Annotated in this window: 11 protein-coding genes and 1 tRNA gene; 3 read left to right on the top strand and 9 right to left on the bottom strand. The window is 67.0% G+C overall.

Annotation, left to right across the window (positions count from 1 at the left end; translation table 11 throughout):
* Positions 1-192: 192 nt before the first annotated feature.
* The 9 genes from LGN19_RS34080 to def form a co-directional block, all read right to left on the bottom strand.
* Positions 193-268: transfer RNA gene (locus LGN19_RS34080), tRNA-Phe, on the bottom strand.
* Positions 269-329: 61 nt separating this feature from the next.
* Positions 330-1,031 carry a response regulator transcription factor EsaR gene (esaR, locus tag LGN19_RS34075; RefSeq protein WP_060125975.1) on the bottom strand — a complete coding sequence of 234 codons (702 nt, stop codon included), beginning with the start codon at positions 1,029-1,031 and terminating at the stop codon, positions 330-332.
* Positions 1,032-3,446, bottom strand: coding sequence for a sensor histidine kinase EsaS (esaS, locus tag LGN19_RS34070; protein ID WP_226219674.1), 2,415 nt, complete (start codon positions 3,444-3,446; stop codon positions 1,032-1,034).
* Positions 3,436-4,026: a DUF4390 domain-containing protein gene (locus LGN19_RS34065; protein WP_175222406.1), complete on the bottom strand. Its 591-nt coding sequence runs from the start codon at positions 4,024-4,026 to the stop codon at positions 3,436-3,438. Before LGN19_RS34065 ends, esaS begins: the two co-directional genes overlap by 11 nt.
* Positions 4,023-5,414, bottom strand: a complete 1,392-nt coding sequence (gene rsmB / locus LGN19_RS34060; protein WP_226219673.1) for a 16S rRNA (cytosine(967)-C(5))-methyltransferase RsmB — start codon at positions 5,412-5,414, stop codon at positions 4,023-4,025. Before rsmB ends, LGN19_RS34065 begins: the two co-directional genes overlap by 4 nt.
* A 225-nt stretch (positions 5,415-5,639) precedes the next feature.
* Entirely contained in the window at positions 5,640-6,497 is an 858-nt protein-coding gene (gene htpX, locus LGN19_RS34055) for a zinc metalloprotease HtpX (protein WP_011353570.1), read from the bottom strand.
* Between the two features lie 99 nt (positions 6,498-6,596).
* A complete protein-coding gene (locus LGN19_RS34050) occupies positions 6,597-7,232 on the bottom strand; it encodes a LysE family translocator (RefSeq protein WP_205824028.1) in 636 nt (211 codons plus the stop codon).
* 120 nt (positions 7,233-7,352) lie between these two features.
* Positions 7,353-8,336, bottom strand: coding sequence for a methionyl-tRNA formyltransferase (gene fmt, locus LGN19_RS34045; protein ID WP_226219672.1), 984 nt, complete (start codon positions 8,334-8,336; stop codon positions 7,353-7,355).
* A gap of 34 nt (positions 8,337-8,370) precedes the next feature.
* Entirely contained in the window at positions 8,371-8,874 is a 504-nt protein-coding gene (gene def / locus LGN19_RS34040; RefSeq protein WP_011353573.1) for a peptide deformylase, read from the bottom strand.
* Between the two features lie 185 nt (positions 8,875-9,059).
* Here def and dprA point away from each other — a divergent pair, with 185 nt between their 5' ends.
* From dprA to LGN19_RS34025, 3 genes are all read left to right on the top strand, one after another.
* Complete coding sequence (dprA, locus tag LGN19_RS34035; RefSeq protein ID WP_226219670.1) at positions 9,060-10,406, top strand: DNA-processing protein DprA; 1,347 nt, start codon at positions 9,060-9,062, stop codon at positions 10,404-10,406.
* A gap of 36 nt (positions 10,407-10,442) precedes the next feature.
* Complete coding sequence (locus LGN19_RS34030) at positions 10,443-10,823, top strand: thioredoxin family protein (protein ID WP_021159864.1); 381 nt, start codon at positions 10,443-10,445, stop codon at positions 10,821-10,823.
* Between the two features lie 193 nt (positions 10,824-11,016).
* A complete protein-coding gene (locus LGN19_RS34025; protein WP_226219668.1) occupies positions 11,017-13,638 on the top strand; it encodes a DNA topoisomerase III in 2,622 nt (873 codons plus the stop codon).
* The last annotated feature ends 56 nt before the right edge of the window (positions 13,639-13,694 follow it).

Here is a 13,694-nt window from a genome sequence, read left to right as displayed (position 1 = left end):
CGCGCGCCACGGCGGCGCCACGCTGGCAGCCTGCCGTGCGCATGAAGCGATGCGCTAAGTTATTGAGCGGGCAAGGATTTTATCATGCCCGCACGAATGCTGCCGGGCAGCCACTCCGCTTGCCACTCACCACGCAAACCCCACCACAAACGAAAAACCCCAAGAACCTTCCGATTCTTGGGGTTTTAATTCTGGTGGCCTGGGTCGGAATCGAACCAACGACACGCGGATTTTCAATCCGCTGCTCTACCAACTGAGCTACCGGGCCAACGAAGAAGAGAAAGTATATCCACCCTTCGTTACTTGATCAAGTACTTTCACGAAATATTTTATACGGCGCCTTCGGACGGCTTCTTGCCGAGCTCGACACCGAGCTGCTTGAGCTTGCGATACAGGTGCGTGCGCTCGAGGCCCGTCTTCTCCGCGACGCGCGTCATGCTGCCGTTTTCGCGTGCGAGGTGATATTCGAAGTACGCACGCTCGAACGCATCGCGCGCTTCGCGCAACGGGATGTCGAACGGGATCGCGGCCGTCTGGCCCGCGAGGCCGAGTGCCGAAGCCATGTCGTCGCCGAGCGTCGGCAGCGCGGCCGCGGACGCAACCGCCGCGGGCCCTGCCGCCTGCCCCGCGCCGACCTTCGCGGCCGCGTTCGCGGATACCGGCGCCGCGCCGCGTGCGAGACCGTGCTCGACGGACTTCAGCAGCTTCTGCAGCGCGATGGGCTTCTCGAGGAAATCGAGCGCGCCGATCTTCGTCGCCTCGACGGCCGTATCGATCGTCGCGTGCCCGGACATCATGATCACGGGCATCGTCAGCAGCCCCTGCGCTGCCCACTCCTTGAGCAACGTCACGCCGTCGGTATCGGGCATCCAGATATCGAGCAGCACGAGATCGGGCGCCTGATTCAACCGGTATTCCCGCGCGGCTTGCGCGTTCTCCGCCGCCTCGACGACATGCCCTTCATCGCTGAGGATCTCCGAGAGCAATTCCCGGATGCCCATTTCATCATCTACCACCAGGATGGTTGCCATTTACGCTGCCTTTGTCTGCTCACTTGCTTTTGTCTTGGCGGGGGCCGCCCCGTCCTGCACGCCCGATTCGGCGCCTGGCGCATCGCTCGCCATCTGCAGGAACAGGATCGACACCTGCGCACCCTCGACGGTCTCGCCGTGCATGCGATTGCGCAGATCGATCCGCGCACCGTGCTCATCGACGATTTTCTTGACCGTGGCCAACCCCAGACCCGTGCCCTTCGCCTTCGTCGTTACATAAGGCTCGAACGCGCGGGTCAGGATGCGCGCCGGAAAACCGGGCCCGTTGTCGGACACGGTAAGACGTACCGCGACGCGCGTTTTGCCCTCGGCGTCGGGATCGCCATATTCTACTGTCTTGGTTTCGATCAACACACGCGGATGCGCCGACTCCGCGACCGAATCCTGCGCATTCTGCAGCAGGTTGTGAATCACCTGGCGCAGTTGCGTCGCGTCGCCGCGTATCACCGGCAGCGACGGCGCGAGTTCGGCGACGATCGCGCTCTTGCCTTCACCCACGCCGTACAGCCCGAGCACCTCGCTCGCCAGTTCGTTCAACTGCAGATTCGAGAGCACCGCCGGCGGCGTGCGCGCGTATTCGCGGAAATCGTCGACCATCCGCTTCATCGCGGCCACCTGGTTGACGATCATCGTCGCGCCGCGCTTGAGCACGTCGGCGTCGGGCGGGGCGAGCTTGTCGGACAGCTTCATCTCCAGCCGTTCCGCCGACAGCTGAATCGGCGTCAGCGGATTCTTGATCTCGTGCGCGAGCCGCCGCGCGACCTCGCCCCACGCGACCGAACGCTGCGCGGAAATCACGTCGGAGATGTCGTCGAACACGACGACGTAACCGGACGTCTGCGGATCGTCGGCCTGCCCCTCGACGGTCGACACGAGGCGCGTACCGCGCACGAGCAACGTCAGCGGATCGGCTTCGCCCGGCACTTCGATCGCGAACTGCTGCTGCCAGTGGCCGTGATCGCCGCTGCCGCCGTCGGACGCTGCCTCGCGATCGGCGAACGCCTTGCGCACCATCGCGCCGAACCCGGCGGCCACGCCGATCCGGTCGAGCGTCGTGCCGATCAGCGCGTTGAACGGCTGCCGGAAGATCCGCTCGGCGCCGCGATTGGCCGTCGTCAGCCGGAACTGGCGGTCGAGCACGAACACGCCGGCCGTCAGGTTCGCGAGGATGCTCTCGAGATACGTCTTCGAATGCTCGAGCGCGACGCGGTTCTTCTCCACCGCGAGCCGCGCCTCGGACAACTGGCGCGTCATCGCGTTGAACGACTGCGTGAGGAAGCCGAGCTCGTCACGCGTCTTGATTTCGCGCTTCGGCGTGTAGTCGCCTTCCGTGATTTCCTTCGTGCCCTGCGCGAGCAGGAACAGCGGCCGCGCGAGCTGCTGGCCGAGCGCGAGCGCGAGCATCATCGCGATGAAGGTCGCGAGGAACAGCGCGAGCGTCAGCGTGCCGATGTACATCTTGCGCAGCCCCGTGCGGCCGAGCGACTTTTCCTGATACTCGCGATACGCGCGCTGCACCGCGTCCGCGTTGTGGGCAAGGGTGGGCGGCACCGGCTGCGTGAGCTGCAGGAAGCGTTCCGCCGGCTGCAGCAGCGACGTCGTTGCGTCGGGAATCGGCCGCACGACGCGCAACCGCAGCGCCCCCTTCGCGCCGTGCGCGCGCGGGTCGCCGTCGACTTCGCCCTCGATCGCCGCGTACGCGCCGTGTTCGCGCGCCTGGTTCAGCATCAGCGGTGTCGGCAGGTCGTCCGGAATCAGCGCCGCGAAATTGCCCGATGCCTGCGCAACGATGTGCAGTTCGGGCGCCGCACCCGAGCCGGCACGGCTCGGCTCGATGATCGTCGCGTCCTGCACGCCGAACTGGTCGCGCAACCGCAGCAGCGTGAGCGTCGTGCCGTTGGTGTTCGCATCGACGCTCGCGAGCTGGTCGGACATCAGCCGTGCCTTCGTCTGCAGATCGGACAGCGACGCATCGAGCATCCCGCGGCCGAGGTTCAGGCCGGCCGTCAGCGCCGTCTCGACGTTCACGTCGAACCACGACTCGATGCTGCGTGACACGAACTGGTACGACACGATGTAGATGATCCCGCCCGGCACCACGCCGACGAGCGCGAAGAACACCGCAAGCTTCGCGAGCAGCCGCGTGCCGAACTTGCCCTTCCTCAGGCGCACCACGATCATCCCGATCAGCCCGAGCACGACGAGCAGGAACACGAGCGCGACGACGATGTTCGTCGCGTACAGCCACGAGTAATAGCGGTCGAAGAATTCGGTGTTCGCGCTCGCAGCCGCGAGCAGCACGAGCAGCAGCAGCGCGGTGAGCGCGACGGTCGAGACGATTACGCGAACGAGGAGGCTCTTCCCGCTGGCCGCGCGGCGCACTTTATTTAGCACGTTCGGTCACCGTGAAGTTGAAGCGCTTCCAGTCCGACCCGAGCGTCCAGTCGCGGTTGTTCACGGCATCGACCTGGAACGGCTTCGGCATCAGCGCCGTATCGAGCTGCATCCGCACCGATGCCGTGTAGGTTTCACCCGAGCGCACCTGGTTGCGGTCGATCACGTGCCACGACGTGATGTGCCTGATGACCGCGAGCGCATCCTTCAGCGACGGGAAGCCGAGCTGCAGGCCGCCCGTCGACACGCGATACTCGCGCGTGAGCGGCTGGAACGACAGGCGGATCGTCTGCGTCACCGCCACCGGCTGCTCGTCGAACCAGTACCAGCGTGCACGGCTCAACTCGAAGTCGGTCGTGAAATAAAGCGGAATGCCTTTGTTGACGGCATCCTCGAGGTTCGGGTTCAGCTCGAAATCGAAGCGGGCGTCGAGGCTCCAGCCGCTTCCGTCGGACTGGAGCGACGCGCGCTGCACAGCGATCGACTCGGCATGCGCCGGCCGGACGACGGCCAGGCACAGCGTCAACGCGACCATCAGGACGGCCGCGAGCCGAAGTGGAAAAAGGTGTTTGATCGTCACCGTTTCTGAAACCGCGCGTAGAAAAATCCGTCGTGATCGGTGTTGTGGTCGAGTGCGCCGGCGGCCGCCCCTCCCTGTACGCTGCCCGGCAGCAGCTGGCCGGGGGCGTCCAATCGTACCGCATCTTCACAGGCCGCTTCAAACCAGCGGGCCTGCAACTCGCCTTCTTCCGGGAAGACCGAACAGGTCACGTAAAGCAGTTCGCCGCCCGGCTTCACGAGCGGCCACAACGCCGACAGGATGCGGCGCTGTTCCGCGACGAGCGCCGGGATGTCGGCCTCGCGGCGCAGCCAGCGAATGTCGGGGTGCCGACGCACGATGCCTGACGCCGAGCACGGCACATCGGCCAGGATGCGGTCGAACGGGCGGCCGTCGTACCACGCGTCAGGTGCACCCGCGTCGCCGACGCGCACGTCCGCTTCGAGCGACAGCCGCACGAGGTTCTCGCCGATCCGCGCCGCACGCGTGGCGTCGCTTTCCAGTGCAACGACTTCCGCATCGGCGAGTTCGAGAATGTGGCCTGTCTTGCCGCCAGGCGCCGCACATGCGTCGAGCACGCGCATGCCGTCGCGCGCGCCGAGCCATTGCGCTGCGAGCTGCGCGCCGGCGTCCTGCACCGACACGACGCCGTCGGCAAACCCGGGAATGCGATCGACCGGCAGCGCCGACGCGAGCCGCACCGCATGCCGGCCGATCGCGATCGCTTCGATCCCGTTCGCGCGCAGCGTATCGAGATACGAGTCGACGCTCGCGCGGCGCGCATTCACGCGCAACGTCAACGGCCCCTGGCGCTCGCCGGCCGCGAGGATCGCCTGCCATGCGTCGGGCCATGCGCGCTTCACCGAATCGACCCACCACGCACGGTAGTTCCAGCGTGCGACGACATCGTCCTGCAGCGCCGCGACAAGCGCGTCGCGCTCACGCAGGAAACGGCGCAGCACCGCGTTGACCATCCCCTTCGCGAACGCGTATTCGCGACGTGAGCCGATCACGGTCACGGCCTGGTCGACCACCGTGAACGCCGGATACGCAGCCTCGTCCGCCGGGTCGAGCAGCAGCGCGAACGCGCCGGCAAGTACTGCGTGCACGTGCGCGGGCGGCGCCTTGCTGATGAGTCGGCCGATCAGCCAGTCCGCGCTGCCAAGGCGACGCATCGTCCGGTACGCAACGTCCTGCGTCGCGCCGCGCCCGAGTGCCTGCGCACCGGACGGCATCTGCGCGAATACCGCGGACAGTGCTGCCGGCAGCGCGGTGCCGCGCCGCACCGCATCGACCGCCTGCGCGGCCGCGTCGAGTGCGAAGCCGAGCGAATCGGGCGCGAGATGCAGCGCGGACAGGCGCGCCGGGCGGCCGGAAGAAGACGGAGCGGTAGAACGGGTTCGTGTCATCGGAGCAAATTCGGCAAACAAGCGCGGCAAACAAATACGGCAAACAGCGGAATCGCGGCGCTCGCGTGGCCCTGCGATCCCAAACCGGGCATTGTAGCGTGCGACGCAGCAGCCCCTTTGGCCCCTTTACGGCGCACACAAATGAAACACCCCGCAGCGCGAAGCGTGCGGGGTGGCGTGGCGGCCCCGCGCGGCAGCTGCCGCACGGTGTACCGTGGCTTTGGCTTAGTCGAAGCGGCCGGTACGCGCCATCTCCATCAGGCGCGCGATGCGCTCCTCGGTGGCCGGGTGCGTCGAGAACAGATTCTGCAGGCCGCCACCGTGCAGCGGGTTCATGATCATCATCTGCGCGGTGGCCGGATGCTGCTCGGCCGCCTGGAACGGGATGCCCGCCGCATAGCGATGGATCTTGTCGAGCGCGGTCGCGAGCGACTGCGGATCGCCGGAAATCTGCGCGCCGCCGCGATCGGCCTCGAACTCGCGTGCCCGCGAAATCGCCATCTGGATCAGCGCACCGGCGATCGGCGCGAGCAGCGCGACCGCGATACCCGCGATCGGGTTGGCCGGCCGGCCGTTCTCGTCACGCCCGCCGAAGAACATCGCGAAGTTCGCGATTGCCGAGATCGCGCCCGCCATCGTCGCGGTGATCGTCGAGATCAGGATGTCGCGGTGCTTCACGTGCGCGAGCTCGTGCGCCATCACGCCGCGCATCTCGCGCTCCGACAGCACGCGCAGGATGCCCGTGGTCGCGGCAACCGCCGCATGCTCGGGGTTGCGGCCCGTCGCGAACGCGTTCGGCGCATCCTCGTTGATCAGGTAGACGCGCGGCATCGGCAGGTTCGCGCGCGTGGCCAGCTCGCGCACCATCCGGTAGAACTGCGGCGCCGTGTTCTCGTCGACTTCCTGCGCGTTGTACATGCGCAGCACCATCTTGTCCGAAAACCAGTAAGAGAAGAAATTCATGCCGAGCGCGAACAGCAGCGCAATCGTCATGCCGCGCGAGCCGCCGATCATCCCGCCGATCACGATGAACAGGGCCGTGATCGCGGCCATCAGCATCGCCGTTTTGACCCAATTGAACATACCCACTCCTTATCCGTCAGGGGCCCGCCGCGCATCAAAGGGCACGGCAGAAAATTGTAAGCGATTTGTTAGATAAGGTCTTGCCGGAAAAATTCAATCTCAGCGTTGCGATGCTGCAAGACGAAGGCCGAGGCCGACGAAAGCGCTGCCGACCGTGCGGTCGAGCCATTTCCTGACGCCCGGCTTGCCGGAAAAGCGCGCCGTGACACTGCCCGCGACCCAGGCGACCAGGCTGGTCCACACCGTGCTCATGGCGACGAACACGCCGCCGAGGGTCAGGAATGCCCATGCCTTGTGCGGGCTGTCGGCCGCCACGAACTGCGGGAAAAACGACACGAAGAACAGCACGACCTTCGGGTTCAGCACGTTGGTCCAGAAGCCCTGCATGAACAGCTGGCGCAGTGGCTTCGCGGCTTGCGCGGCGGCCGTGCCCGACGGCTCGGCCGCCTGCTTCGCGATGATCATCCGCACGCCGAGGTAGATCAGGTAAGCGGCACCGACCAGCTTGATCACCGTGAACGCCGCAGCCGACGCAGCGAGCAGCGCGGTCAGGCCGAATGCGCAGGCGAGCGCGTGAACGCAGCAGCCGGCCGAAATGCCGAGTGCCGACATCAGCCCCGCGCCGCGGCCCTGCGCGACGCTGCGGCCGACGATATAAGCCGTATCGGGGCCGGGCGTGACGTTCAGCAGGAAGACTGCCAGCACGAAGAAGCCGAAATGGGTGATGCCGAACATGAAAACCTCGAAACCGGGAAGCGCAGGGAAATTCTACGCGCGCCTGCCGCACCGCGCGACTCGGCCGTCCGGCCGATTGCGCACGCCCGGCAGGCCGTGTCGAATGACAGTCAGGCCGCTTCAGGCAACGTCAGTCAGCGCGAAACGCTGGCCCGCAGCGAGCGGCGAGCCGGCCAGGAATTCGCGCGCGGGCAGCCGCTTGCCGCCCGGCTTCTGCAACTGCGTGACGCGCAGCGCACCGCTGCCGCACGCGACGACCACGCCTTCCGGCGCGGCTTCGACGATCGTGCCAGGCAGCGCGTCGCCGCGCGCCGCCACGGGCTCGGCCGCCCACAGCTTGATCGCCGCGCCGTCGAGCGTCGCAACGCCGCCCGGGAACGGATCGAACGCGCGCACCTGGCGTGCCAGCACGTCGGCAGGCTTGCGCCAGTCGAGCGCCGCTTCGTGCTTGCCGATCTTTTCAGCATAGGTCACGCCGTCGGCCGGTTGCGGCGTCGCCGGCAGCGAGCCGTCGCGCTCGAGCTTCACGAGCGCGTCGACGATCAGTCGCGCGCCTTCGGCAGCGAGCCGGTCGTGCAGGGTCGCGGTCGTCTCGTCGGGCGCGATCGCGACGCGCGCCTCCTCGATCATCGCGCCGGTGTCGAGGCCGATATCCATCTGCATCAGCGTGACGCCCGTTTCGGCGTCGCCGGCCTCGATCGCGCGGTGGATCGGCGCGGCGCCGCGCCAGCGCGGCAGCAGCGACGCGTGAATGTTGATGCAGCCGTCGCGCGGGATGTCGAGCACTTCCTGCGGCAGCAGCAGGCCGTACGCGGCAACCACCATCACGTCGTGCGGAGTCGTGCGCAGCAGCTCGATCGCATCGGCCGCCTCCGCCGGGTACTTGCCCGCGCGGCGCAGCGACGGCGGCTGCGCGACCGGCATCCCGTGCTCGACGGCGTAGCGCTTCACCGCGCTCGCCTGAAGTTTCATCCCGCGCCCGGCAGGACGATCGGGCTGGGTGAGCACGAGCGGTACCGGAAAACCGGCCTCGTGGATCGCGGCGAGGGCAGCCGCGGCAAATTCCGGCGTGCCGGAAAAAACTACGCGCAACGTATGGGTCATGACAGCGTTCGGGGTCGGGCTGGGCGAACGCGCGTTACATCGCGCGTTCGAGTTTCTTCATCTTCGTCTTGATGCGCGTCTGCTTGAGCGGCGACAGGTATTCGACGAACACGCGCCCCATCAGGTGATCCATCTCGTGCTGGACGCACACGGCCAGCAGGCCCTCGCAGTCGAGCTCGAAGGTCTCGCCCTGCTCGTTGAGCGCGCGCACGCGCACGTGGTCGGGACGCTCGACTTCGTCGTAGATGCCGGGCACCGACAGGCAGCCCTCTTCATAGATCTGCTTCTCGTCGCTCGACCACACGATCTCGGGGTTGATGAACGCGCGCAGCTCGTTCTTCTCCTCGGAGACGTCGATCACGATCACGCGCTCGTGCACGTCGACCTGCGTGGCCGCAAGGCCGATGCCCGGTGCCGCGTACATGGTCTCGGCCATGTCGGCGACGAGCTTGCGGATCCGGTCGTCGACCTTGTCGACGGGCTTCGCGACCTTGTGCAGCCGCTTGTCGGGGTAATGAAGAATATTGAGTAAAGCCATGGCGTTCGGTATTCGGTGGAGCGGCGTGCCGCATCGGCCATCCGGCCGGCTGGCGCTGCTGCCGGGATGCAATGAAGATGAGGCGGACGCGCGGCGAATCAATGCCGCGGATCATGCCTCCTGCAATCGGCCGGGCGCCTGCGCGCGCGGCCCTGTCGAGTATTTCGGATGATGAAAATTTTATCATGGCGCCACGCGGTCCGCTGGCCACCGCATTCGAGGGGCGCCTCATGTCGCCGCAAGCGCTGACCACCTCCGCACTGCGCGCGTGGCTGCAGCTCGCGCATGCGCCCGGCCTCGCCCCCGCCGTGCTGCAGGCACTGCTCGATGCGTTCGGCTCGCCGGACGCGCTGCTGCGCGCATCCGACCAGGCCATCGCCGCCGCAACCAGCCCCGCCGCCGCCCTGGCCGTGCGCGCGAGCGAGCGTGACGGTCTCGACGCGCGCACCGAAGCCGCACTCGCCTGGCTCGACGCACCGGGCAATACGCTCGTCACGCTCAACGATCCGGCCTACCCGCCACGGCTGCGCGACCTGCACGATCCGCCGCCGCTGCTATATGTAAAGGGCCGGCTCGACCTGCTGCACGCGCGCGCGCTCGCCGTGGTCGGCAGCCGTCACGCGACGCCGCAGGGGCTCGCCGACGCGACGCGCTTCGCACGCGAGTTGTCCGACGCCGGGCTGCCGATCGTGTCGGGCCTCGCGCTCGGGATCGACGGCGCCGCGCATCGCGGCGGGCTCGATGGCCGGTCGGGTACGGTCGCGGTGATCGCGACGGGCGCCGATCTCGTCTATCCGGCGCGGCACCGCGCGCTCGCCCACGAGATCGCCGCACGCGGCGCGATCGTGTCGGAATGGCCGCTCGGCACGCCCGCCCGCGCTGCACACTTCCCGCAGCGCAACCGGCTGATCGCCGCGCTCGCGATCGGCGCGCTCGTCGTCGAGGCCGCCCCGCGCTCCGGCTCGCTGATCACCGCGCGGCTCGCGAACGAACTGGGGCGCGATGTGTTCGCGATACCGGGCTCGATCCACGCGCCGCTCGCGCAGGGCTGCCACGCACTGATCCGCGACGGCGCGAAGCTGACGGCGGCGCCGCTCGACGTGCTCGAGGAATACGGGCTGGGCGAACCGAAAGCTGGCGTGGCAGGCGGTGAGGCGTGCTCCGGGCATCCGGGCGCAGGCACCGGCGACCTCCGCGAAACCGAAGCCGTCACTCGGCGCGCAGATGCCGGGGTCACCCAAACTGGCGACGCCGTTTCAGCCATCGCGCCCGTCCGGGACGAAGCACCGTCGCCGGCGCCCCCGCTGCCCGCCTGCCCGTCCGAACAGGCCGTGCTGGCTGCATTGGGATACGGCCCCGTCACGTACGAATGGTTGACCGAGCACAGCGGCCTGCCCGACGACGTACTGCATCGCGCGCTGCTTGCGCTGGAACTGTCCGGCCGCGTCGCCAGCCTCCCCGGCGGACGCTTCGCGCGGCTTGACGCCGCGCGCACCCCGCCCGTGCACGGCGTGCTACATTCCCCCGCATAGGGGCGGCCAGGCCGCCAACGATACCCAAGGAAACCCATGCCCGCGCTGAATCTCGACACCGATGCGGATCGGATCGCCGAGCGCCTCGCCGATCCCGGCACGTTGCTCGTCGCCTGCCTGTGCGCCGAGTGGTGCGGCACGTGCCGCGACTACCGGACGGCCTTCGACCAGCTCGCCGACGCGCATCCGGACGCCTGCTTCGCCTGGATCGACATCGAAACGCATGCCGACCAGCTCGACGATCTCGACGTCGAGAATTTCCCGACGATCCTGATCGAAGATACCCACACCGCCCGCTTCTTCGGCACGGTGCTGCCGCATGCGGCGATCGTCGAGCGAATGCTGTCCGACCTGAGCGCGGTACCCGGTGCGCCGCACGCACCGAAATTGCGCAACGTCCTGACCGTCGAAGCCTGAATTCGCGAGCCGGCCCGGTGGTTTTGCGCGCATTTGCGCGCCCCGCCGCGCCGGGCGCTTGCCGCCGCTGCGGCCCCCCTCTATGATGGGCCGCTTTTTGCACGCTGAGCCGCCATCGCTGCGGCGTGTGCTATAAAGCGGTCGTAAAAGGGACCCACAACCGGCGAACCCGGTCTACCAACACACACCTGTCATGTCCAAAGCACTGATCATTGCGGAAAAGCCTTCTGTCGCGAACGACATCGCACGCGCTTTGGGCGGCTTTACCAAGCATGACGAGTATTACGAAAGCGACGATTTCGTCCTTTCGTCCGCTGTCGGCCACCTGCTGGAAATCGCCGCCCCGGAAGAGTACGAGGTCAAGCGCGGGAAATGGAGCTTCGCGCATCTGCCCGTCATCCCCCCGCATTTCGACCTGAACCCGATCGCAAAAAGCGAGTCGCGCCTCAAGGTGCTCACCAAGCTGTTGAAGCGCAAGGACGTCGACCGCCTGATCAACGCATGCGACGCGGGGCGCGAGGGCGAGCTGATTTTCCGCCTGATCGCGCAGCACGCGAAGGCGAAGCAGCCGGTCCAGCGCCTGTGGCTGCAATCGATGACCCCGCAGGCGATCCGCGACGGCTTCGCGAACCTGCGCAGCGACGCGGACATGCTGCCGCTCGCCGACGCCGCACGCTGCCGCTCGGAAGCCGACTGGCTCGTCGGGATCAACGGCACCCGCGCGATGACCGCGTTCAACAGCAAGGGCGGCGGCTTCTTCCTGACGACAGTTGGCCGCGTTCAGACGCCAACGTTGTCGATCGTCGTCGAACGCGAAGAGAAAATCCGCCGCTTCATCCCGCGCGACTACTGGGAAGTGAAGGCCGAATTCGCGTGCGCGGGCGGCTTCTACGAAGGCAAGTGGTACGACCCGAAATTCAAGCGCGACGAATTCGATCCGGAAAGGCGCGACTCCCGCCTGTGGAGCCTGCCGGCTGCCGAAACGATCGTCGCCGCGTGCCGCGACCACGTCGGCACGGTCTCGGAGGAATCGAAGCCGTCGACGCAACTGTCGCCGCTGCTGTTCGACCTGACGAGCCTGCAGCGCGAAGCGAACAGCCGCTTCGGCTTCTCCGCGAAGAACACGCTCGGCCTCGCGCAGGCGCTGTATGAAAAGCACAAGGTACTGACCTACCCGCGTACCGATGCGCGCGCGCTGCCGGAAGACTACCTGTCGACGGTCGAGTCCACGCTCGAGATGCTCAAGGAGAGCAACAACTACCTGCCGCACGCGAAGCAGGTGCTCGACAAGGGCTGGGTGAAGCCGAACAAGCGGATCTTCGACAACTCGAAGATCAGCGACCACTTTGCAATCATCCCGACGCTGCAGGCGCCGAAGTCGCTGTCCGAGCCTGAGCAGAAGCTGTACGACATGGTCGTGAAGCGCTTCCTCGCCGTGTTCTTCCCGGCCGCCGAATTCCGCGTCACGACGCGGATCACCGAAGTCGCCGGCCATCACTTCAAGACCGAAGGCAAGGTGCTGGTCGAGCCGGGCTGGCTGCAGGTGTACGGCCGCGACGCCGAAGGCGCGGACGCGAACCTCGTGCCGGTGCAGAAGGACGAGAAGGTGAAGACGGACGAAATCGCCGCCGTCGCGCTCGTCACGAAGCCGCCCGCACGCTACTCGGAAGCGACGCTGCTGTCCGCGATGGAAGGCGCGGGCAAGCTCGTCGAGGATGACGAACTGCGCGAGGCGATGGCCGCGAAGGGCCTCGGCACGCCGGCCACGCGCGCGGCGATCATCGAAGGCCTGCTCGGCGAGAAATACCTGCTGCGCGAAGGCCGCGAACTGATCCCGACCGCGAAGGCATTCCAGCTGATGACGCTGCTGCGCGGGCTCGGCGTGAAGGAACTGACCGCGCCCGAGCTCACCGGCGAGTGGGAATACAAGCTGTCGCAGATGGAGCGCGGCAACCTCGGGCGCGAAGCGTTCATGCAGGAAATCGCCCGCATGACGCAGCAGATCGTCAAGCGCGCGAAGGAATACGATTCCGACACGATCCCCGGCGATTACGCAACGCTCGAGACGCCTTGCCCGAACTGCGGCGGCCAGGTGAAGGAAAACTATCGCCGCTTCGCGTGCACGAAGTGCGAGTTCTCGATCTCGAAGATCCCGGGCAGCCGGCAGTTCGAGATCCCGGAAGTCGAGGAACTGCTGCGCGAGAAGACGATCGGCCCGCTGTCCGGCTTCCGTAGCAAGATGGGCCGCCCGTTCTCGGCGATCCTCAAGCTGTCCTTCGACGACGAGACGAAGAACTACAAGCTCGAGTTCGATTTCGGCCAGGACCAGGGCGGCGAGGAAGGCGAAGCGCCGGACTTCTCCGCGCAGGAACCGGTTGGCGCGTGCCCGAAGTGCAAGGGCCGCGTGTTCGAGCACGGGATGAGCTACGTGTGCGAGCACTCGGTGGCCAACCCGAAGACCTGCGATTTCCGCTCGGGCAAGGTGATCCTGCAGCAGGAGATCACGCGCGAGCAGATGGGCAAGCTGCTGGCCGACGGCCGCACGGATCTGCTGCCGAACTTCAAGTCGTCGCGCACGGGCCGCAACTTCAAGGCATTCCTCGTGAAGCAGCCGGACGGCAAGATCGGCTTCGAGTTCGAGAAGAAGGAGCCGAAGGCCGCCGCCGCGAAGAAGACGGCAAAATCGGCGACGAAGGATGCCGAAACCGTGACGGAAGGTGCCGAAGAGAAACCGGCACCGGCTCGCAAGACCGCCGCCAAGACCACGACCAAGACGGCCGCCCGCAAAACGACGGCGCGCAAGACCGGCTCGTAACGACCGGGCCGCCGGGGCATCCCCCGGCGCATCCGGCTCCGGCAGGCAGCCATAAA

Origin of the sequence: Burkholderia sp. AU30198, assembly GCF_020419825.1 — a bacterium.
Classification (GTDB): domain Bacteria; phylum Pseudomonadota; class Gammaproteobacteria; order Burkholderiales; family Burkholderiaceae; genus Burkholderia.
Note: the sequence above shows the minus strand (reverse complement) of the source record. Positions and strands in the feature narration are given on the sequence as shown.